The 20,839-nt window shown below is 71.1% G+C and carries 21 protein-coding genes; 7 read left to right on the top strand and 14 right to left on the bottom strand.

The window, feature by feature from the left end:
• Nucleotides 1-53: 53 nt before the first annotated feature.
• Nucleotides 54-368: a DUF1330 domain-containing protein gene (locus tag QP090_RS07140; RefSeq protein WP_285937706.1), complete on the top strand. Its 315-nt coding sequence runs from the start codon at nucleotides 54-56 to the stop codon at nucleotides 366-368.
• Here the strand turns inward: QP090_RS07140 and QP090_RS07135 are convergent.
• The 7 genes from QP090_RS07135 to sodN form a co-directional block, all read right to left on the bottom strand.
• Entirely contained in the window at nucleotides 352-1,089 is a 738-nt protein-coding gene (locus QP090_RS07135) for a hypothetical protein (protein ID WP_285937705.1), read from the bottom strand. The two genes, QP090_RS07140 and QP090_RS07135, sit on opposite strands and share 17 nt — an antisense overlap.
• 30 nt (nucleotides 1,090-1,119) lie before the next feature.
• Nucleotides 1,120-2,106 carry an MBL fold metallo-hydrolase gene (locus tag QP090_RS07130; protein ID WP_285937704.1) on the bottom strand — a complete coding sequence of 329 codons (987 nt, stop codon included), beginning with the start codon at nucleotides 2,104-2,106 and terminating at the stop codon, nucleotides 1,120-1,122.
• Nucleotides 2,107-2,315: 209 nt separating this feature from the next.
• Entirely contained in the window at nucleotides 2,316-3,524 is a 1,209-nt protein-coding gene (locus tag QP090_RS07125) for a beta propeller repeat protein (protein ID WP_285937703.1), read from the bottom strand.
• Complete coding sequence (locus tag QP090_RS07120) at nucleotides 3,521-4,483, bottom strand: CU044_5270 family protein (RefSeq protein WP_285937702.1); 963 nt, start codon at nucleotides 4,481-4,483, stop codon at nucleotides 3,521-3,523. The genes QP090_RS07125 and QP090_RS07120 overlap by 4 nt, the downstream gene beginning before the upstream one ends.
• Entirely contained in the window at nucleotides 4,480-4,977 is a 498-nt protein-coding gene (locus QP090_RS07115; protein WP_285937701.1) for a SigE family RNA polymerase sigma factor, read from the bottom strand. Before QP090_RS07115 ends, QP090_RS07120 begins: the two co-directional genes overlap by 4 nt.
• Before the next feature lie 170 nt (nucleotides 4,978-5,147).
• Nucleotides 5,148-5,618 (bottom strand): GNAT family N-acetyltransferase, encoded by a 471-nt coding sequence (locus QP090_RS07110; RefSeq protein WP_285937700.1) that lies wholly within the window; start codon nucleotides 5,616-5,618, stop codon nucleotides 5,148-5,150.
• A 123-nt stretch (nucleotides 5,619-5,741) separates the two neighbouring features.
• On the bottom strand, nucleotides 5,742-6,143 hold the full coding sequence (gene sodN / locus QP090_RS07105) for a superoxide dismutase, Ni (RefSeq protein WP_285937698.1): 402 nt from the start codon (nucleotides 6,141-6,143) through the stop codon (nucleotides 5,742-5,744).
• Between the two features lie 152 nt (nucleotides 6,144-6,295).
• Between sodN and sodX the strand changes: the two genes are divergently transcribed.
• Nucleotides 6,296-6,682 carry a nickel-type superoxide dismutase maturation protease gene (gene sodX, locus QP090_RS07100; protein WP_285937697.1) on the top strand — a complete coding sequence of 129 codons (387 nt, stop codon included), beginning with the start codon at nucleotides 6,296-6,298 and terminating at the stop codon, nucleotides 6,680-6,682.
• 55 nt (nucleotides 6,683-6,737) lie between these two features.
• On the opposite strand, the gene QP090_RS07095 is transcribed toward sodX, so the two are convergent.
• Nucleotides 6,738-7,928 (bottom strand): NAD(P)-dependent malic enzyme, encoded by a 1,191-nt coding sequence (locus QP090_RS07095; protein WP_285937696.1) that lies wholly within the window; start codon nucleotides 7,926-7,928, stop codon nucleotides 6,738-6,740.
• 381 nt (nucleotides 7,929-8,309) lie between these two features.
• On the opposite strand from QP090_RS07095, the gene QP090_RS07090 reads away from it, so the two are divergent.
• The 4 genes from QP090_RS07090 (at nucleotide 8,310) to QP090_RS07075 (ending at nucleotide 12,190) form a co-directional block, all read left to right on the top strand.
• The gene (locus tag QP090_RS07090) at nucleotides 8,310-9,218 is read left to right on the top strand and encodes an ABC transporter substrate-binding protein (protein WP_285937695.1); all 909 of its coding nucleotides are present in this window, start codon (nucleotides 8,310-8,312) and stop codon (nucleotides 9,216-9,218) included.
• A gap of 4 nt (nucleotides 9,219-9,222) precedes the next feature.
• Nucleotides 9,223-10,218 carry an amino acid ABC transporter permease gene (locus QP090_RS07085; protein WP_285937693.1) on the top strand — a complete coding sequence of 332 codons (996 nt, stop codon included), beginning with the start codon at nucleotides 9,223-9,225 and terminating at the stop codon, nucleotides 10,216-10,218.
• 116 nt (nucleotides 10,219-10,334) lie between these two features.
• Nucleotides 10,335-11,087, top strand: coding sequence for an amino acid ABC transporter ATP-binding protein (locus QP090_RS07080; RefSeq protein ID WP_285938600.1), 753 nt, complete (start codon nucleotides 10,335-10,337; stop codon nucleotides 11,085-11,087).
• Nucleotides 11,088-11,221: 134 nt separating this feature from the next.
• Entirely contained in the window at nucleotides 11,222-12,190 is a 969-nt protein-coding gene (locus QP090_RS07075) for a zinc-binding dehydrogenase (RefSeq protein WP_285937692.1), read from the top strand.
• A 75-nt stretch (nucleotides 12,191-12,265) separates the two neighbouring features.
• Here the strand turns inward: QP090_RS07075 and QP090_RS07070 are convergent, their stop codons facing one another.
• The 6 genes from QP090_RS07070 to QP090_RS07045 all read right to left on the bottom strand — a co-directional run bounded on the left by QP090_RS07070 (nucleotide 12,266) and on the right by QP090_RS07045 (nucleotide 19,936).
• Nucleotides 12,266-12,988: a PadR family transcriptional regulator gene (locus QP090_RS07070; RefSeq protein ID WP_285937691.1), complete on the bottom strand. Its 723-nt coding sequence runs from the start codon at nucleotides 12,986-12,988 to the stop codon at nucleotides 12,266-12,268.
• Nucleotide 12,989: 1 nt separating this feature from the next.
• Nucleotides 12,990-13,820 (bottom strand): DUF4097 family beta strand repeat-containing protein, encoded by an 831-nt coding sequence (locus tag QP090_RS07065; protein ID WP_285937690.1) that lies wholly within the window; start codon nucleotides 13,818-13,820, stop codon nucleotides 12,990-12,992.
• Nucleotides 13,821-13,979: 159 nt separating this feature from the next.
• On the bottom strand, nucleotides 13,980-14,162 hold the full coding sequence (locus tag QP090_RS07060) for a DUF6104 family protein (protein ID WP_285937689.1): 183 nt from the start codon (nucleotides 14,160-14,162) through the stop codon (nucleotides 13,980-13,982).
• Between the two features lie 98 nt (nucleotides 14,163-14,260).
• Nucleotides 14,261-17,989 (bottom strand): multifunctional oxoglutarate decarboxylase/oxoglutarate dehydrogenase thiamine pyrophosphate-binding subunit/dihydrolipoyllysine-residue succinyltransferase subunit, encoded by a 3,729-nt coding sequence (locus tag QP090_RS07055; RefSeq protein ID WP_285937688.1) that lies wholly within the window; start codon nucleotides 17,987-17,989, stop codon nucleotides 14,261-14,263.
• A 161-nt stretch (nucleotides 17,990-18,150) separates the two neighbouring features.
• Complete coding sequence (locus QP090_RS07050) at nucleotides 18,151-18,822, bottom strand: AIM24 family protein (protein WP_285937687.1); 672 nt, start codon at nucleotides 18,820-18,822, stop codon at nucleotides 18,151-18,153.
• 193 nt (nucleotides 18,823-19,015) lie between these two features.
• A complete protein-coding gene (locus QP090_RS07045) occupies nucleotides 19,016-19,936 on the bottom strand; it encodes a glutathione S-transferase family protein (RefSeq protein ID WP_285937686.1) in 921 nt (306 codons plus the stop codon).
• 188 nt (nucleotides 19,937-20,124) lie between these two features.
• On the opposite strand from QP090_RS07045, the gene QP090_RS07040 reads away from it, so the two are divergent.
• Entirely contained in the window at nucleotides 20,125-20,784 is a 660-nt protein-coding gene (locus QP090_RS07040; protein ID WP_285937685.1) for a DedA family protein, read from the top strand.
• Nucleotides 20,785-20,839 lie beyond the last annotated feature (55 nt).

Genomic DNA, 20,839 nt, shown 5'->3' with positions numbered 1-20,839 from the left:
GTCTCCAGCGTGTCAGAAGTACACGCCGTGTCCAAAGGAAGCAGGGAAACATCATGCCCGCTTACGCCATCGTCGGAGTCGACGTGCTCGACCAGGAGGCCGGCCTGGCCTACGCCGCCGTGGCCCAGCCGTCCATCCTCGGCCACGGGGGCCGCTACCTGGTGGCGGGCCCGACGCCCGAGCCCGTCGAGGGCACCTGGGACTTCTCCCGGCTCCTGGTCATCGAGTTCCCCGACATGGACCGGATCCAGGAGTGGTACGAGTCCCCCGAGTACCGGAAGGCCCGGGAGATCCGGAAGGACGCGGCCCGGGTGCAGATGCTGTTCGTCGAGGGCTCGCCGCCCGAGGGCTTCACCCTCCCGGCGTAGCCGGTGCGGTGGCCGGGGTGCGCTTCTGGGTGACGTAGAAGCGGGCCACGGCCGCCAGGACGGCGGTGATGACGAGCCAGGCGATCAACGTCCGCCAGAAGCTCTCGGCCGGGCCGCTGAAGAGCGCGGAGACGAGCCCGCCGCCGAACAGGCCGGGCGCCAGGCCCAGGGTGGCGATCATGCCCGGTGTCGGCGCGGCGCGGTGGCGGCACAGCCGCCAGCCGCACGCGGCCGTCATGAGGAGGGCGGCGGGGATGGTGATCAGCGCCATGATGAGGAGCCGCGCCCGCATGTCGGCCGGGGCGTCCTGGGTCTTCTGGGAGTCGCCCTTCGCCGCGATCTCGGTCACCAGGCCGCGCCAGACGGTGCCGGTGACCCGGTCGCCCTCTTCGAGATCGGTCAGGACGGCGTGGTTGGAGTAGAACGTCTCCCGCTTGACGCCGTCCGCGCCCGTCAGGAGCACCCGGTCCGACTTGCTCCTGCTGGAGGTCAGCTCGATGCCGGACGCGGTGAACTCCTGCGTCCAGCGGCATTCGGCGGGCGCGGCCGGAGCGGCCGGGCAGCGCGGCGCCGCCTGGTAGGCGCGCAGGTCGCGGGTGCCGCCCGGTGCTTCGGCCGCCACGAAGAGACCGACGAGCACCGCCACCGCGAGGCCGATGAGCAGGGCGAGCACCGTCGCGACGGTGTTGCGCAGGATCCAGGACGGGGAGAAGGGGGACATGTCCCTATTGTCCCATTCCAGTGCGTCCGGTCAGGATCCGCTGTGCTGGTGCGACTCGGGCATCCGGCCGTCCGGGTGGACCCACAGCAGGACGTTGGCGGGCCGCGCCGCCCCCGCCTCCTCCCACTCCCGCCGGAAGAACGCGAGCACGTCCCGGTCCGAGTGGCGCAGGCTGAAATGGGTCAGGACGAACAGGGTCTCCGGATGGGCCTCGACGACCGGCCGGAGCCGGCTCCACACGGTGTGCCCGATCCGGTCCGCGCGATCGAGCTCGGTGTCGTCCAGGAAGGTGCACTCGGTGATGACGACCGGATACTCGAACAGCCACGGGTTCCGCGCGAACACGTTCACATGCGTGTCGCCGAGGAACGCGAACAGCGGCCGACGGACCTCGTGCTCGACCTCGGCGCCCTCCTTGCGCCTGCCCGCCATGATCCGGCCGAACTCCGCGCCCCTGCCCTCCTGCACCAGCGACCGCCGCAGCTCCTCGAACTCCGGCCGCAGCGCCTTGCGCCGCTCCGAGAAGGCGTACCCCACGCAGGGCACCTTGTGCTCGCACTCGACCACCCGCACATGATGCCCCTGGCGCCCGAACACGAACTCGTCGTCCTGCCGCACGCCGTGCAGCCGATGGCCCTCCGCCAAGCCGGGGTCGAAGGCCGCCCCGTGGTTCAGCTCGGCGGACGCGCGCAGGTACCGCTCCACGTAGGGGACCGCCTCGGCGGGCAGATAGATGTCGGTGCCGGACGCCTTGGCGGCGAGAAAGTCGAGGTCCTTGGAATGGTCGTGGTGGGCGTGGGTCAGGAACACCGTGTCCACCTGCCGTCCCTCGCACAACCCGGCGTCGAGGCTGCATCGGAGCTCCGGGATGTGGAAGAACGTCTTGTCGTTCGCGCGGGAATAGCCGCTGAGGGTGAACTCGGTTCCGGGAATTTGCCACGTCTTCCACTGCCGGAACGGATGTCCCCGCTCCAGCAGCTCGGGATGGTCGGCCGGCCGCACCGGAGTCTGGGGCATGGGAGGCGCCTTTCACGAACCGTCGCGGACGGCGCTCACCCGCCGTCGTGATCAAGTGTCGGAGATCGTAGCGGCCGGCCCGCCGCGCGCACGACGGGATTTCCCGTCCCGTCCAGTACCGCGTCGCGGTCGCGGATGGGACAGGTGAAGGCGGGGGCGCGCCGGGTGGGCGGACACCCGGCGCGCCCCCGCCTGGGGAACTCTGCCCGTCAGTTCCGGCGGGCGATGATGGGAAGGGCGTGGTCGTCGTCGCCGACGCCGCCGACGGCCCAGACGCCGCCGCCGGGGATGGACTCCACCCCGGAGATCGACAACTCGCCCGTGGCGGGGAGGGTGTCGGACCCCCAGCGCTTTCCGTCCCAGCGCAGTGCGAGCCCCTCGTAGGGAGGACGGCCGGGGGAGAAGGTGTCGCCGACGGCGAGGAGCCCGCTGCCGTCACGCGCCAGATCGAAGATGTCGCCGCGTTCGGCCGGGGACGGGGTGGTCGCCCACTCGCGGCCGTTCCAGTGCATCAGGAGCGGACGCCGCAGCTCGTCCCCGTCCGGCTTGACCTTGCTCATACCCGTCGCCCACACGTCGTTCGGACCCATGATCCGGACGCTGCTGAGCCGCTTCGTCCACTGGTCCGACTTCGGCGCGGGCGACTGCTTCCAGGCCCGGCCGTCCCAGTGCAGGAAGATCAGGCCCTCGGGCCGTTCGTAGTCGATGTCGTAATCGGTCCCCACGGCCCACACGTCGTTCGGGCCGCGGGCGTCGATGCTGTTCAGGCTGAAGTAGGTGCCCAGGTCGGGCAGAGCGATGTTCGTCCACCGCCGGCCGTCCCACCGCTGGACGAAGCCCCGCATCTCATCCGGTTTCGTGTCGAAGTCGCCGACGAGCCAGGCCTCGTGCTCGTTGACCGTCTTGACGGTGGTGGGGGACGACTGCCTGGCACCGGGGATCGCCCCGTAGTCGGTGGGCGTCCAGCTCTTGCCGTCCCAGTGCAGCAGCCCGCAGTCCGTCGAGGCCCACGCGTCCTTCGCGGTCGACGCGCTGACGGCGTTGATCCGGCCCATGCGCGGCACCGCGACCTTGCTCCAGGCCCGTCCGTTCCACCGCAGCATCATCGAGGGGAAGCTGTCACGCCCGTTGCAGTCGTCCGCCTTCACCCTCGGGCGGGTGAGGGGAGGCTGGCCGAGGATGGGATCCGGACCGGTGTCGTCGCTGACCTCGAACCCCGCGGCCCACGCGTCGTTCCGGCCCATCGTCGCGACGTCGCTGAGGACCGCGCGTCCCTTCAGGGCGGGGAGCTCGTAGGTCTGCCACGCGGACTTCCCCCCGGGGGCCGGCGTCGCCGACGCGGCGTACGGGACGGCGGTCAGGGCCACCGGGACGGCCGCGGCGGCGGCCATCCGGAGCGCGTTACGTCGTGTCTTCAACGCTGGCCCGCCTTGTCGACGACCTTCGCGGTGAGCCGGGTGAGCGAGTAGGTCACGGTGCCGTTCGGGACCTTGAACGCGGGGTCGACGCCCTTGGTGATCGACTTCGGGGCGTTGTGGCCGTTGCTCACCGTCCGCTGCCCGACCATCAGGTAGGTCGTCGGGTCGAGGAGGTACTGCTCCCCGAAGCCGTGCGACACCGCCACGGCGGGACGCCCCGCGCCGTCCTTGACCTTGCGGTCGACGCGGACCCCCGGGATCGTGGCGATGACCCGGTACAGGTCCGCCTGGGTTTTCGGCGCGATGCCCACCGGAGTGTCCCAGAGCAACTGCGCGACGGTGCCGAAGACCTCGCCGTCCCGGTCCGGGTGGGTCCAGTCCTTGCGGTTCGTGGCGTTCACGTCCGCGTAGAACTTGGCGCGCATGGCCTTGGAGCCGGCGGGCAGGGTCCCGATCCTGCCGTACTTGGACCGCGGGCCTGTGTTCCGGTAGACGACCAGCTTGCCGCCCTGGAAACCGGCGTCGCGGGCACCGTCCCACCGGAACCAGTGCTCGCCGGTCACCGGGCGCTTGCCGTGCTCGGCGCCGATCCCGGACTCCAGCGTCTTCTCGTACACCCACTGGTCGGGACGCGGCATCGCCTTCGGACGCACCTCGACGGACTGCGCGGCCTTGTTCAGCACCTCCGTCGCGCTCACCATCTGCATGGCGGGCGGGCGCGTCGGGTCGCTCGCGCCCGCTCCGAGGGTCGCCACACCCGCGGTCACAGCGGCGGCCGTCACCGCGGCGACCGCCGAGGCGGCGCCCACGCGGTTGCGCAGCCGCCGGCGGCGGCCCCGCGCGACGCCCCCGTCCACCAGGTCGGTGACTCTCGGCTCCATCGTGCCGGCGGTCCGGTGCATCTCCTCGGCGAGCTGCTCTTCCATGTTCATCGTCGATCCCCTCTTGTCATCCGTCATCGGTGCAGGGTCTTCAGCTCTTCGCCGAACTCGGCGCGGAGCCGGTCCAGCGCCCGCATGCTGCGGTTGCGGACCGCCCCGCTGCTCAGCCGCAGGAGCGATGCGACCTCCTCGACGCTCTGGTCCTCCCAGTAGCGCAGGACCAGCACGGCGCGGTCCTGCGCGGAGAGTCGCGCCAGGACGTCCAGCAGCGTCATCCGGAGTTCCTGATCGCCTCCGGTGGCGGCGGTGTCGGGCATCTGGTCCCGGGGCGTCTCCCGGTTGCTGCGCTTGCGCATGTGGGACAGGTAGGTGCGCATCAGCACCTTGCGGGCGTACGCCTCCGTGTTGTCCGCCCGCTGCGCACGCCGCCAGGACGCGTACAGCTTGCCGAGCGTCGTCTGCACCAGGTCCTCGGCCAGATGCCAGTCGTTGCACAGCAGTCGGGCGGTACGGAACAAGGAGGCGCCGCGCGTGGTGGCGAACTCCTGAAACCCGTCCGGATCTTTGGCCATCGGGCCCTTCCCCAAGCGTCGTCCGTTGGTGTTCTACTCACCAAGACGCCATGGGCGGCCGGTTACGTCACAGCCGGGGCGGAGGTGCCGGAAAAGTTTTCGGGAACGGGTCCGCCCCACCGGGCAGGAGCTCACCCGGTGGGGCAGACGGGGGACGGACGGGCCCGGCGTCAGGCGCGGGCGGCCTTGGCGAGGGCGTCGCCGGTGAGGCGGTAGACGGTCCATTCGTCCTGCGGGCGGGCGCCCAGGGACTCGTAGAAGCCGATGGCCGGGGTGTTCCAGTCGAGCACCGACCACTCGACCCGGCCGTAGCCGCGGTCGTCCGCGATGCGGGCCAGCTCGGTCAGCAGCGCCCTGCCGTGCCCCCGGCCCCGGACGGACGGGTCGACGTACAGGTCCTCGAGGTAGATGCCGTGGCTGCCGAGCCAGGTCGAGAACGTGAGGAACCACAGCGCGAACCCGACGACCTCGCCCTCGTGCTCGGCCACGTGCGCGAACACCTTCGGGTCGGCGCCGAACAGGTGCGCGCGCACCTGCTCTTCGGTGGCCGTCGCCTCGTGCAGGGCGCGCTCGTACTCGGCCAGCTCGCGGATGAGCCGGAGGATGGCGGGGACGTCGTCGGAAGTCGCGGGCCGGATCATGTGCACAGGCTAGCGAGGCCGGATGACCGGCACCGACGCCGCGGGGGGCCGTCCGCGTGCGGACGGCCCCCCGCGGGGCCCGGGGGCGCGCCTGGTGGGCGCGCGCCCCCAGGGCGAGCCGGGTCAGCCCTGCTTGGTCGCCTTGAAGATCTCGTCGATCTCAGCGATCTTGCCCAGCAGGTCGTCGGCGGTCTTGACGTCGACGCTGCCCTTGGTGCCGGCCGCGCCGGCCAGCTTGGTGGCCTCGTTGAACAGCCCGTGGAGCTGCGGGTACTTCTCGAAGTGCGGCGGCTTGAAGTAGTCGGTCCACAGCACCCAGAGGTGCTCCTTGACCAGGTTGGAGCGCTGCTCCTTGATCACGATGGCGCGGGCCCGGAACTCCGGGTCCTGGTTGGCCGCGTACTTCTCCGCGATCGCCTTGACCGACTCGGCCTCGATCCTGGCCTGAGCCGGGTCGTAGACGCCGCACGGCAGGTCACAGTGCGCGGAAGCGGTGGTCTTCGGACGCAGAAGGTTGACGAGCACCTGCGTATCCCTTCCCTCGTAACGGATCATGCTCAGGGCATTGACATTACTCTGGTGATCTCGGCCGCGTAGCCGCAGGGTGCTCGGTATTTCGGCCTAGGCCCAGGTTGGGTGGAGGGCCGGGTGAAGGTTGGGGGAGGGAGGGAGGGCGGATGCGCGTGCGGAGTCCGATTCCGGCTGCTGTCTGCGTCGCGGCGGCGGGCGCGATCGCCGTCGCCGGCCGCAGGAGGCTGCGCCGGGTGGAGGTGGTGGGGGAGTCGATGCTCCCGGCGCTGCGTCCCGGAGACTGGCTCCTGGTGCTGAACCGGGCGCGCGTCTCCGAGGGGGACGCCGTCGTCGCCCTCCACCCGGACGACCCGGGCCTGCTCATCGTCAAGCGCGCGGCGCACCGCACCGCCGGCGGGTGGTGGCTGGAGAGCGACAACCAGCGGGCACCGGGACGCCGCGATAGCTGGGACTTCGGTGCCGTCCCCGACGACCGCGTGGTGGGACGCGTCGTGGCGCGCTTCCGGCCCCCCGGACGGCCCGCGCCCCGGTAGCCGGACGGCCCGCGCCCCGGTAGGGGCACGGGCCGTGGAAGGCTGCGGGAGGGGGTCAGATCCGGTTGACGCCCTCGCGGCGGGCCTGCGCGGCGACGGCGGCGGTCACCGCTGGCGCCACCCGCTCGTCGAACGGGTTGGGGATCACGTAGTCGGCGGTCACGTCGTCGCCGACGATGCCGGCCAGCGCGTCGGCCGCCGCCAGCTTCATCCCCTCGGTGATCGAGTGCGCCCGCACGTCCAGCGCGCCGCGGAAGATGCCGGGGAAGGCCAGCACGTTGTTGATCTGGTTGGGGAAGTCGCTGCGGCCGGTGGCGACGACGCGGGCGTGCCGGCGGGCGACCTCGGGCGCGACCTCGGGGGTCGGGTTGGACAGCGCGAACACCATCGCGTCCGGCGCCATCGTCGCGATGCACGACTCCTGGACGGTGCTGCCGGACAGGCCGATGAACACGTCGGCGCCGCGCAGCGCCTCCTCGGTGGAGCCGGTCAGCCGGGACCGGTTGGTGATCGCCGCGATCCGCCGCTTGATCGGGTTGAGCCCGTCGCGGCCCTCGTAGATCAGGCCCTTGCTGTCCGACAGCGCGATGTCGCCGATGCCGGCCTCGATCAGGATGGTGGAGACCGCGATGCCGGACGCGCCGGCGCCGGCGACCACCGCGCGCAGCTCCGACAGCGGCTTGCCGATCAGCCGCGCGGCGCTCTTGAGCGCGGCCAGGACCACGATCGCGGTGCCGTGCTGGTCGTCGTGGAAGACCGGGATGTCCAGCGCCTCGCGGAGCCGGTCCTCGATCTCGAAGCAGCGGGGGGCGCTGATGTCCTCCAGGTTGATCCCGCCGAAGCTGGGCGCCATCCGGATCACCGTGTCGACGATCTCGTCGACCCCGGTGCAGCCGAGCGCGATCGGCACCGAGTCGACGCCGGCGAACTCCTTGAACAGCAGCGACTTGCCCTCCATCACGGGCATCGACGCGGCCGGGCCGATGTCGCCGAGCCCGAGCACCGCGGTGCCGTCGGTGACGACGGCCACCACCTTGGAGGTCCAGGTGTAGTCGTAGGCCAGCTCGGGGTGCTCGGCGATCGCGGTGCAGACCCGCGCCACCCCGGGGGTGTAGGCGAGGGAGAGGTCGTCGGCGTTGCGCACCGGGATGGTGGAGCGCATCTCCAGCTTGCCGCCGCGGTGCAGCGGGAACGCCGGATCGTCGTCGTACGGATGCGGTTCGGTGGGATTGGGCTCGGCAGCCACAGCGACCCCTGTCAGTGAAAGTTGGCTTCGGGCGATGCCGCCGCGGTGGTGTGGTCTGGTTGCCAATCACCTGGAGGTCATCTCGCGACGTACGGGGGTCACCCGTTGTCCGATTGTGCCATACCCTCCGCGGCGTTCCGCGGAGCGGGACGGTGGCGGCCGTCACGTCCGCGCCGGGGCGACCGCCGGACGGTGAGGGAGATTACGGTGCGGAAGACCGCGCGGAGACGGGTCCGGTCCAGGTCGACGCGGATCCGCCCCGGCGTCCTTGTTGTCCGATCGTGTCGGAGCCTTAATCCATAAAGTGCCGGGTGTGCGCCAAGATGTGCACCTGACTGCGGATCTGCCCAGGATCCACTGAACCGATCTGGAGGGGGACCTGTGACCACCGGTTCTCTGCGCCGCCGCGCCGTCGCGGCGGGCGCACTCGTGCTGACGGGCGCCCTCGCGCTGTCGGCGTGCGGCGAGAAGGACGACTCCACCGAGCCGAAGACGTCGGTGACCCCGAAGACCGGGGCCGACCAGGCGCTGGCCGCCAAGGTCCCCGCCGACGTCAAGTCCGACGGCACCCTCGCCGTCGGCACCGACGCCACCTACGCGCCGATGGAGTTCCTCGACAGCGACAACAAGACCGTGATCGGCTTCGACGCGGACGTGATCGGCGCCGTGGCCGCCAAGCTCGGGCTGAAGGCCGCCTTCACCCCGGCGCCGTTCGACTCGGTCATCCCGGGCGTCCAGTCGGGCAAGACCGAGGCCGCGATCTCCTCGTTCACCATCAACCCCGACCGCATGAAGCAGGTCAACATGGTGAGCTACTTCCAGGGCAGCACCCAGTGGCTGGTCAAGACCGGCAACCCGGCCAAGATCGACATCAACGCGGCGTGCGGCAAGAAGGTCGCGGTGCAGAAGGCCACCACCCAGGCCGACGAGGACGTCCCCAAGCGCCAGGACGCCTGCAAGAAGGCCAGCGGCCCCGCCATCTCGGTCGACCCCTACCAGGGCCAGGACCAGGCGACCACGGCCGTGGCGAGCGGCAAGGACGACGCGATGCTGGCCGACGGCCCGGTGATCCAGTACGCGGTCAAGAAGCTGAACGGCCAGCTCGAGACGCTGGGCGAGCCCTACGACCCGTTCGACTACGGCATCGTGGTCAAGAAGGAGCAGGCCCAGCTCGCCGAGGCGGTCCAGGGCGCGGTGCAGGCGCTGATCGCGGACGGCACGATCAAGGGCATCGCGGACAAGTGGGGGCTGAAGACAGGCATGCTGGCCACCTCCAAGATCAACCCCTGACGCGATGGCCGACCTGACCAAGACGGGCGGGCCGGCGGGGGGACGGGCGCGGCCGGAGGCCATCAAGGCCGTGCCCGTCCGGCACCCCGGCCGCTGGGCCGCCTGCGCCGTCCTGCTCGTGCTCGCCGCGATGTTCGTGCACATGCTGGTCACGAACAAGGCGTTCGACTGGGCCTTCATCGTCGACAACGCGTTCCGGCCGAGCGTGATCGAGGGCGTCCGCACCACGGTGCTGCTCACCGTGCTGGCGATGGTGATCGGCATCGTCCTCGGCGTCGTCCTGGCGGTGATGCGGCTGTCGCCGAACCCGCTGGTCAGCGGGGTCTCGTGGCTCTACACCTGGTTCTTCCGGGCGGCGCCGCGGCTGGTGCTGGCGATCCTGTTCGGCAACATGGCGATCCTCTACACCGAGATCGAGTTCGGGCTGCCCTTCGACGCGCAGCTCGCCGACCTGCTCGGCGTGGACATCGACGGGACGCTGTTCAGCATCGACACCCGGACGTTCCTGACCGGCTTCATGGCGGGCCTGCTGGCGCTGGCGCTGTCGGAGGCCGCCTACATGGCCGAGATCGTCCGGGCCGGGATCATGTCGGTCGACCCCGGCCAGCACGAGGCCGCCGCCGCGCTCGGCATGTCCCGGCTGCGGATCATGCGCCGGGTGGTGCTGCCGCAGGCGATGCGGGTGATCATCCCGCCGACCGGCAACGAGACCATCGCGATGCTCAAGGACACCTCGCTGGTGGCGTTCGTGCCGGTCACCAACGAGCTGTTCTTCCGCCTCCAGGCGGTCGGGAACCGCACCTTCCACCCGTTCCCGATGCTGGTCGCGGCGGTCGGCTGGTACGTGGCGATCACCAGCGTGCTGCTACTGGGGCAGTACTTCATCGAACGGCACTTCGCCCGCGGCACGGCCGGGTCCGCCCGGCCGCGGCGGCGGAGGCGGAGGCCGTGGCCGGCCCGTGGCACCGGGACCGGCGGCGGGACGGGAGCCGAGGCATGAGCGAGCCCACCGGGCGGGACACCCCGCCGGCCGAGGGCACCCCACCGGCCGGAACCGGCGCGCCGGGCGGGGCCGCCGCACTGGGCGGGGACGCCCCGCCGCCCGGAGACGGCCTGATGGTCAAGGCCGAGCAGGTGCACAAGAGCTTCGGCCGGCTGGAGGTGCTCAAGGGCGTCGACCTGGAGGTCAGGCCGCGCGAGGTGATGTGCGTGATCGGGCCGTCGGGCTCGGGCAAGTCGACGTTCCTGCGCTGCGTCAACCACCTGGAGAAGATCGACGCCGGCCGGCTCTGGGTGAACGGCCACCTGGTCGGCTACCGGGAGAAGGGCGGCCGGCTGCACGAGCTGCGCGACCGGGAGGTGTCGGCGCAGCGCCGCGAGATCGGCATGGTGTTCCAGCGGTTCAACCTCTTCCCGCACATGACCGCGCTGGAGAACATCATGGAGGCGCCGTGCGCGGTCAAGCGACAGCCCAAGGCGCAGGTGCGCGAGCGGGCGATGGAGCTGCTCGACCGGGTCGGGCTGGCCGACAAGGCCCAGGGGTACCCCGCGCAGCTGTCCGGCGGGCAGCAGCAGCGGGTGGCCATCGCCCGCGCGCTCGCCATGGAGCCCGCGCTGATGCTGTTCGACGAGCCGACGTCGGCGCTGGACCCCGAGCTGGTCGGCGACGTGCTGGGCGTGATGAAGCAGCTCGCCCTGGACGGGATGACCATGGTCGTGGTCACCCATGAGATCGGGTTCGCGCGCGAGGTCGGCGACTCCCTGGTCTTCATGGACGACGGGGCGGTGGTGGAGAAGGGCCTCCCGCGCGAGGTCCTCGCCAACCCGCAGCACCCGCGGACCAGGGACTTCCTCTCCAAGGTCCTGTAGCCCGGGGCCCGGGGCCGAGCGGCCCGCGGGCGTTCGCCGGAGCGGCTCGCGTCCGTCCCGTCCGCACGGGGGCGGGCCGCTCCCGGCGGGAGGCGGCCTCCGCGCGCCGGGGCCGGACGTCGTAGGGTGCGGGCATGTTCGCTGTCACGGCTACGCACATCGACGCAGACGATCCGCTGACCGGGCTGACGCTCGGCGAGCGCCCCGACCCGCAGGTCCCGGACGGCTGGACCACCGTCACGGTCCGCGCCGCCGCGCTCAACCACCACGACCTGTGGTCGCTCAAGGGCGTCGGGCTGAGCGCGGACCGGCTCCCCATGATCCTCGGCTGCGACGCGGCCGGGATCGACGAGGACGGCAACGAGGTCATCGTGCACGCGGTGATCGGCGACCCCGAGCGCGGCGGCGGCGACGAGACCCTCGACCCCAAGCGCTCGCTGCTGTCGGAGCTGCACCAGGGCGCGCTGGCCGAGAAGGTCGCGGTGCCGCGCCGCAACCTGGTGCCCAAGCCGTCCGGGCTGTCGTTCGCCGAGGCGGCCTGCCTGCCGACCGCGTGGCTGACCGCGTACCGGATGCTGTTCGACAAGGCCGGCCTCCAGCCCGGCTCGACCGTGCTGGTGCAGGGCGCGGGCGGCGGCGTGGCGACCGCGCTGATCGCGCTCGCCGCCGCGGCCGGCTACCGCGTCTACGCGACCAGCCGGGACGAGGCCAAGCGCAAGCGGGCCGTGGAGCTCGGGGCGGACGCGGCGTTCGAGCCCGGCGCCCGGCTGCCCGAGCGGGTCGACGCGGTGATGGAGACGGTGGGCCAGGCGACCTGGTCGCACTCGCTGAAGTCGCTGCGGCCCGGCGGTCGGATCGTGGTGTCCGGCGCGACCAGCGGCCAGGTGCCGCCGGCCGAGCTCAACCGGCTGTTCTTCCTCCAGCTCTCGGTGGTCGGCTCCACCATGGGGACGCGGGCGCAGCTCGAACGGCTGGCGCGGTTCCTGGTGAAGACCGGCACCCGTCCGCTGATCGACCGCACGCTGCCGCTGAGCCGGGCCCGGGAGGGCTTCGCCGCGATGGCGGAGGGCGACCTGTTCGGCAAGGTCGTCTTCACCCCCTGACCGCGGTCACCGGCCGCGGCCCCGGCCGGGCCCGTCGCCCCGTCCCGGCGGCCGGGCGCCCGTCCCGGCCGCCGGTCAGCGGTCGCGGTCGAAGATCTCCTTCTTGAGGCGCTCGCGGGTCGCGTCGAGGAGGGTCTCGGCGGTGGCCAGGTCGTCCTCGCCGAGCCGCGCCTCCCTGGCCTGCTCGCGGACGTCCTCGACGAACCGGCCGAGCAGCCGCTCCAGCTTGAGGCGGGCGAGGTCGTCCTTGGTGCCGGTGGCGGTCTTCCACGCCTCCTCCCAGTTGCGCCGCCACTCCTCCTTCCACGCCTGCGTCTGCTCGCGCCAGTGGTCCTTCTGCCGGCGCCACTCGTCCTTCTGGCGCTCGGTGGTCTCCTTCCAGGTGTCCTTGGAGGTGGCCTTGCCCTGGTCGCGCATCGTGCGCGCCGCCTGGGTCAGCTCCTCGCGCAGCGACCGGACGGTCTGCCGCACGTCCTCCTGGACGCCGCGGGCGAACTCCTGCGCCGACGCCGAGAGCTCCTCCTCCAGGTCGGCCAGCTCGTCCATCCGGCGCTCCAGCTCCTCCCGGCCCTTGTCGGTCAGGGAGTACACCTTCTTGCCCTTGATCACCTCATGGCTGACCAGGCCCTCGGACTCCAGCCGGGCCAGCCGCGGGTAGATCGTGCCGGGGGAGGGCGAGTAGACCCCGAGGAAGCGGTCCTGGAGCAGCCGGATCACCTCGTAGCCGTGCCGCGGGCTCTCCTCCAGCAGCTTGAGCAGGTACAGCCGAAGGCGGCCGTGGCCGAAGACGGGGCTCAACTCACTTCTCCATTCCAGGGGTGGTGATCTCGGGGGAGTCGTCCCGGGGCCGGCCGAGGAGCGCGACGGCGCCGGACACGGTGTTGACCGACACCCGGCCCGTCCCGGCGCCGAGCCTGCCGGTGACGGCGCGGGAGACCGAGCGGTCCCGCCGGTCCAGTCCCGGGAACGAGGTCTCCAGCCGGCCGCCGGCGGCCGAGTTCAGCGCGACCTCCGCGTCGGCGGGGTCGGGGATGCGCAGCGCGACCTCGCCGGCCACGGTGTTGACCTCGATCCGGCCCTCGCGGGCCAGGCCGACGTCGGCGGCGATCCGTCCGCGGGCCGAGCGGGCGGCCAGCCGGTCGACCGTCCCGCCGGCCAGGGTCAGGTCGCCGGACACGGAGGTGAACGTGATCCGCCTGGCCGGGCCCTGCACCTCGACGTCGCCGGAGACGGTGTTGGCGTCGATGTCGCCGTGCACCCCGTCGAGGACGACGTTGCCGGACGCGCTCTTGACGGAGGTGCGCGCGGTCGTCCCGCTGACCACCGCGTCGGCGGAGACCAGGTTCAGGGAGACCGGGCAGTCGTGCGGGACGGTCACGGTGATGGTGGCGTGGCACTTCTGGGTGCGCAGCCAGCTCAGCACGCCCTCCCAGAGCCGCTCGTGGGTGATGGTCAGCATGCCGGCCTCGTGCCCGATCACCAGCGGCGGCCCGTCGAGCGCCTCGACCTGGATGCCGGGCCGGTCACCGGAGGCCAGCACCGAGACGCTGCCGGCGATCAGGGTGGCCCGGAGCGCGACCACGCCGTCGAAGCCGAGGGTGGTGGGTTCGTCGATCGTCCAACGCGACATCGTCTCTCGCCTTTCGTCCGGGCGCCTGCGGCACGGGTACGGACCGGCCGCCCGCGAGGGGCGCCGTCCTGCACAGTAAACACGATATGTCGCGTCCGGTGAAAGTCAAGATGTATCGCGTCTCGTCGCCGCCGTGTCCCGCCGGTGCGCCCCGCCGCGTCAGTCGTCGTCCGCGTCGTCGTCCAGCCGGGCCAGCCAGGTCGCCAGCCGCTCGACGGGGGTCTCGAACTCGGGGTTGAGGTCCACGAACTCGCGCAGCCGCTCGGCCAGCCAGCCCAGGCTGACCTCCTCGGCGCCGCGCCGCTCGGCCAGCTCCTCGACACCCCGGTCGGTGAAGTACACGTCCTCGGTCCTTCCTCGCTCTGCCGGCCCGCCCGGAGGGCGGGACGCCGAGGGCTCCGGCGCGGATGCGCCGGAGCCCTCGGGATGAACGGTCCCGCCTACTTGCGCTCGTCGCCGAACAGCCGGGCCAGCAGGGCCTCCTGCTCGGCCGCGTGCAGCTTGTTGGACCCCACCGCGGGCGAGGAGGACGCCGGACGCGAGACGCGCGACATCTTCAGGCCCTCGATGTGGTGCGGCAGCTTCAGCGCCATGAACGGCCACGCGCCCATGTTGGCCGGCTCGTCCTGCACCCAGACGACCTCGGTGCCCTCAGGGTACTTGGCCAGCTCGGCCTTGATCTCGTCGACCGGCGGCGGGTAAAGCCGCTCAACCCGGACCACCGCGGTGTCGGTGGCACCGGCGGCGTCCCTGGCCTGCGCCACGTCGTAGTAGATCTTGCCGGTGGTGAGCAGCACCCGGCGGACCCCGGCGGGGTCGATCTCGGCGTTCTGCTCGGGGATCACCGGCTGGAACTGGCCCTGGGTGATCTGCTCGACCGTGGACGTGGCCGCCTTGAGCCGGAGCAGGTACTTGGGCGTGAACACGATCAGCGGCTTGTTCCGGCCGGACAGCACCTGCCACCGCAGCAGGTGGAAGTAGTTGGCCGACGTGGTCGGGTAGACCACCGTCATGTTGTCCTGCGCGCACATCTGGAGGTAGCGCTCGATGCGCGCCGAGGAGTGGTCGGGCCCCTGGCCCTCGTAGCCGTGCGGCAGCAGCAGCACGATGCTGGAGTGCTGGCCCCACTTCTGCTCACCGGACGAGATGTACTCGTCCATGATCGACTGGGCGCCGTTGGCGAAGTCGCCGAACTGGGCCTCCCAGGCCACCAGCGCGTCCGGCCGGGTCATCGAGTAGCCGTACTCGAAGCCCATCGCGGCGTACTCGCTGAGCAGCGAGTCGTGCACGTAGAACTTCGACACGCCCTGGCCGAACTGCTTGAGCGGGGTGTGCTCCTCGCCCGTCTTGCGGTCGACCAGCACCGAGTGCCGCTGCCCGAACGTGCCGCGCCGGGTGTCCTGGCCGACCAGCCGGACCGGGCGGCCGTCCATCAGCAGCGAGCCGATCGCGAACAGCTCGCCGGTGGCCCAGTCGATCGCGTCGTCCTCGACCATCTGGGCGCGGCGGGCCAGGATCGGCTGGAGCCGCGGGTGCACGTTGAAGCCCTCGGGCAGGCTGACCTGGGTGTCGATGATCCGCTTGACCGTCTCGGCGGAGATCGCCGTGCCGGCCGAGCCGTGGTCGATCGGGATCCGCTCTTCGACGTCGGGCTTGACCACCGAGCCCGGCTCCAGCGGCTTCTTGACCGCCTCGCGGGTCTCGGTGAAGGCCCGCTCGAGCTGCTCCTGGTAGTCGCGGAGCGCGGACTCGGCCTCTTCGACGGTGATGTCGCCGCGGCCGATCAGCGCCTCGGTGTAGAGCTTGCGCACCGAGCGCTTGGCGTCGATCAGGTCGTACATCACCGGCTGGGTGAACGAGGGGTTGTCGGTCTCGTTGTGCCCGCGCCGCCGGTAGCAGATCATGTCGATGACGACGTCCTTCTTGAACGTCTGCCGGTACTCGAAGGCCAGCCGCGCCACCCGGGCGCAGGTCTCCGGGTCGTCGCCGTTGACGTGGAAGATCGGCGCCTGGATCATCCGGGCCACGTCGGTGGAGTAGACGCTGGACCGCGAGTACTCCGGCGCGGTGGTGAAGCCCACCTGGTTGTTGATCACCACGTGCACGGTGCCGCCGGTGCGGTAGCCGCGCAGCTGCGACAGGTTGAGGGTCTCGGCGACCACGCCCTGCCCGGCGAACGCCGCGTCGCCGTGGACCAGCATCGGCAGCACGCTGAAGCCGGCCTCGCCGACGTCCAGCAGGTCCTGCTTGGCGCGGACGACGCCCTCCAGCACCGGGTCGACCGTCTCCAGGTGGGAGGGGTTGGCGACCAGCTCGGTGTGGATCCGGGAGCCGTCGCTCGCGACGAAGTCGCCCTCGGCGCCGAGGTGGTACTTCACATCGCCCGAGCCCTGCGCGCTGCGCGGGTCGAGGTTGCCCTCGAACTCGCCGAAGATCTGCCCGTAGGACTTGCCGATGATGTTGGCCAGCACGTTCAGCCGGCCGCGGTGCGCCATCCCGACCACGACCTCGTCGAGGCCGGCCTTGGCCGCGGCGGAGATCACCGAGTCGAGCAGCGGGATGACCGACTCGCCGCCCTCCAGGGAGAACCGCTTCTGCCCGACGAACTTGGTCTGGAGGAACGTCTCGAACGCCTCGGCGGAGTTGAGCCGGCGCAGCACGTGCAGCTGCTCCTCGCGCGACGGCTTGTCGTGCGGGACCTCGACGCGGGCCTGGATCCAGGCGCGCTCCTCGGGGTCCTGGATGTGCATGTACTCGATGCCGACCGTGCGGCAGTAGGCCATCCGCAGCACGCCGAGGATGTCGCGCAGCTTCATGGTCGGCTTGCCGCCGAACCCGCCGGTCGCGAACTCGCGCTCGAGGTCCCACAGGGTGAGGCCGTGCTGGAGGATGTCGAGGTCGGGGTGGCGGCGCTGCTTGTACTCCAGCGGGTCGGTGTCGGCCATCAGGTGGCCGCGGACCCGGTAGGCGTGGATCAGCTCGTGCACCCGCGCGACCTTGGCGACGTCGTCCTCGTGGCCCGCGGAGATGTCCTTGACCCAGCGCACCGGCTCATAGGGGATCCGCAGGGCCTCGAAGATGTCGTCGTAGAAGTCCTCTTCGCCCAGCAGCAAATGGTTGATCCGGCGCAGGAAGTCGCCGGACTGCGCACCCTGGATGATGCGGTGGTCATAGGTGGAGGTCACCGTCATGACCTTGCTGATCCCCATCCGGGCCAGCGTGTCGGACGAGGCGCCGGCGAACTCGGCCGGGTACTCCATCGCGCCGACGCCGATGATCGTGCCCTGGCCGGGCATCAGCCGCGGCACCGAGTGCACGGTACCGATGGTGCCCGGGTTGGTCAGGCTGATCGTGGTGCCCTGGAAATCGTCGAGCGTCAGCTTGTTGCCGCGCGCCTTGCGCACGATCTCCTCGTAGGCCGCCCAGAACTGGCGGAAGTCGAGGGTCTCGGCGGCCTTGATGCTCGGCACCACGAGCTGCCGCTGCCCGTCGGGCTTCTGGAGGTCGATGGCCAGGCCGAAGTTGACGTGCTCGGGCTTGATCAGCACCGGCTTGCCGTCGACCTCGGTGTAGGCGGAGTTCATCTCCGGCATCGACACCAGCGCCTTGACGATGGCGTAGCCGATGAGGTGGGTGAAGGAGACCTTGCCGCCCCGCCCGCGCTTCAAATGGTTGTTGATCACAATGCGGTTGTCGATCAACAGCTTGGCCGCGATCGCGCGCACGCTCGTCGCGGTCGGCACCGTGAGGCTGGACTCCATATTGGTGGCCGTACGCGCGGCGACGCCGCGGAGCCGTACCTCCTCGGCGCCCGCGGGCACCGGCGGAGGAGCGGGCTTCGACGCGGCACCGGCCGCGGCCTTGCCGCCGGCCTTGGCCGCGGGGGCGGCCTTGGCGGGCCCGGCCGGCGTCGCTGTCGGCGGAGCCGCCGCGGTGCCGTTGGCGGCCCGGGGGGCCGCTTCGCCGGTGGCCTGGGGACCCGCCGGGGAGGCGGTGGTCACGGACGGCCGGGTGTCCGGCTGGTAGTCCGCGAAGAAGTTCCACCAGGCTTCGTCAACCGAGTTCGGGTCTTCGAGGTACTTCTGGTACAGCTCGTCGACCAGCCACTCGTTGGCACCGAAATCTGTGTTCTTGGGGTCGGCACTAGTTTGCGACGACTCTGTCGACACGGCGGAGATCGCCCTCTTCCGCAGCTCGCAGGTGAGTTCTGAGACGAGTCAAGGCTACTCGCACTTCCACCTCACCCAGGACAGCATGGGACGACCCCCGCCCTCGACCCCCGGAAACCGGCGATTCCGCCCGGCCCCGGCCCGGGGGCCGGCACCGCAGGTCAGTGCGAGTGCGTGGGCACTGTGGGGCCCTCGCTGGCCTGGACCAGCACGAAGCCCTGGCCTTGGTAGGCCAATTGCATCGCTTCGCCGCTACCGCGTCCGATGAGGGCGCCCGCCTTGAGGGTGCGGTTGACGCCGACCTGGAGGCTGGTGCTCCACGCCACGGCCGACTGCCCGTCGGCGAACGTCGGGGCGCGGCTCGCGTCGAGCATGACCGGGGTGCCGTGTGTGGTGAGCGCCACCCAGCCGGTGCCGGTCAGAGTGGTGTTGAACAGGCCGCCCGCCATCATGCCCGCGCCCTGGACGCGCTGGATGTCGGACTGGAGGTGCGCGTCGTAGGCCAGGATGTTGGCGCCGTTGACGGTGATCCCCTCGTTCTCCAGGTAGAACAGGTGGATGTCGTCGGCGTCGTTGGCCACGAACAGCAGGCCCTGGCCCTTGACGCGCATGGTCGGCACGCCCTCGCCGGTGACGGCCTTCTTGATGAACTTGCCGATGCCGCCGGCGCCCTCGTAGTCGAAGTCCATCTGCCCCTGGAAGGCGACCATGGACCCCTGGCGCGCCAGGACGTCTCCGTTGAGGTGGACCCGGAGCATCTTGGAATTCTGGAGGGCGAAGTGGCCGGGGAGCTGCTGTCCCTGGTCCATGTTTCCGAAGAACGAACTGCGCATCGTCGGGGGGCCTTTCCTGTCCTGTCACTGCGTTCCGGCTTAGAGCCCGTCAGCATAACGGCCGCGTATGACCGTTCCAGAACATTGTCGGGACGTCCTGTGATCCAAAGGCCCGCGAGCGGCGTCCGCGAGCCGGGCGGTGGCCGTCGGAGGGCCGTCCCCGGGCCGTTCTCGAGTCGTCGGGGAAAGGGCTTCAGGCGCCGCCGAGGCGGTCCCGGCCGTGCGGGGCGGTCCAGTCGAGGAGCGGGCCCTTGGGCACGACCCCGGACGGATTGATGTTGCGCTGCGTCACGTAGTAGTGCCGCTTGATGTGGTCGAAGTCGGTGGTGCCGCCGAAGGCCGGCAGCGAGTAGAGGTCGCGCGCGTACGCCCAGAGATGGGGATGATCGGCGAGTCTCCGCAGGTTGCACTTGAAATGGGAGAAGTAGACCGGGTCGAACCGGGCCAGCGTGGGGTAGAGCCGCACGTCGGCCTCGGTCAGCCGGTCGCCGAGCAGGTAGCGCCGCCCGGCCAGCCGCTCCTCCAGCAGTCCGAATGTGTCGAACAGGGCGTCGAACGCCTCTTCGTAGGCGTCCTGGGAGGTGGCGAACCCGGCCTTGTAGACCCCGTTGTTGACGGTCGTGTAGACCAGCTCGTTCAGCTCGTCGATCTCCGGGCGCAGGGCCTCGGGGTAGAGGTCGGGCGCGCCGTCCCGGTGGTGGGCGGCGAACTCGGTCTCCATCATGGTGGTGATCATCGGGAAGTCGTTGGTCACCATCGTGCCGGTCACCGTGTCCCAGACGCACGGCACCGTGTAGCGGCCCTCGTAGGACGGGTCGGTGGCCAGGTAGAGCTCGGACAGGAACGTCGCGCCGGTCACCGGGTCGGGTTCGGGGAACCGCCAGCCGCGGTCGTCGCGGATCGGGTCGACCACCCCGAGGCCGATCACCTCTTCCAGGCCGAGCAGCCGGCGGACGATCAGCGTCCGGTGCGCCCAGGGGCAGGCGTAGGAGACCAGCAGCCGGTAGCGGCCCGGCTCGGCGGTGAACCCGCTGGAGCCGTCGGCGGTGATCATGCCGGTGAAGCGGTTGGCCTGGCGGACGAACCGGCCGCTCGATATCTCCTGTGCGGTCATGCCCCGCTCCTCCTGGGGTCGACGCTCGGTAGTCCTTGCGGGGGATCCGGGTCGGGAGCCCTCGCGGATACGATAACCCTCTGCGCGCGGGTGGAAACAGCACCGGCGGGCGTGCACGGCCGGGTGGCACTCACACAGGCGGGCCCGCGAGTACGGGCCGGACGGGATGAGGTGGCGGGGGAGCCATGATGGAGAACTTCAATGTCCTGGTGGACGGCCTGCCCCCCGCACTGATCTACCTTCTCATCGCCGGCCTGGTGTTCGCCGAGGCGGCGCTGTTCTTCGGGTTCGTGTTCCCGGGCGAGACCGCGATCGTGGTCGGCGGCGTGCTGGCCAGCCAGGGCAAGCTGTCGATGCCGGTGCTGCTGGCCGTGGCGGTGGTCGCGGCGGTGGTGGGCGACTCGGTCGGCTACGAGATCGGCCGCCGGTACGGGCCCAGGCTGCTGGAGACCAAGGCGATGAAGCGGCACGAGTCCAAGGTCGGCAAGGCCCAGGACCTCATCCGCCGGCGCGGCGCGTTCGCGGTGTTCATCGGACGTTTCACCGCGCTGCTGCGGGCGCTGATGCCCGCGCTGGTGGGCAGCTCCAAGCTGCCCTATCCGAAGTTCCTGGCGTACAACCTGATCGGCGGCGTCGCCTGGGTGGCGACCTTCACGTTCGGCGGCTACTTCGCCGGGGCGGCGTTCGAGCACGCGGCCAAGCTCGCGGGCCGGGGGCTGGCGATCGGGCTCGCGGTCCTCGCGGTCGTGGCGCTGATCGTGTGGAGCGTCCGCAGGCACCGGCGCGAGGCCGCCGAAGAGGCGGACGCCAGGGCCGAGGGGGTTCCGCTGGAGCAGTCCCGGCCCTGACCGATCCGCCCGCCGGATCCCGGTCTCCGGATCCCGTCCAGGGCGGTGGCCGGAA

Origin of the sequence: Actinomadura xylanilytica (assembly GCF_030283145.1) — a bacterium.
In the GTDB taxonomy this organism is placed as follows: domain Bacteria; phylum Actinomycetota; class Actinomycetes; order Streptosporangiales; family Streptosporangiaceae; genus Spirillospora; species Spirillospora xylanilytica.
The sequence above is the reverse complement of the archived record's forward strand: the minus strand, read 5'-3'. Positions and strand labels throughout refer to the sequence as shown.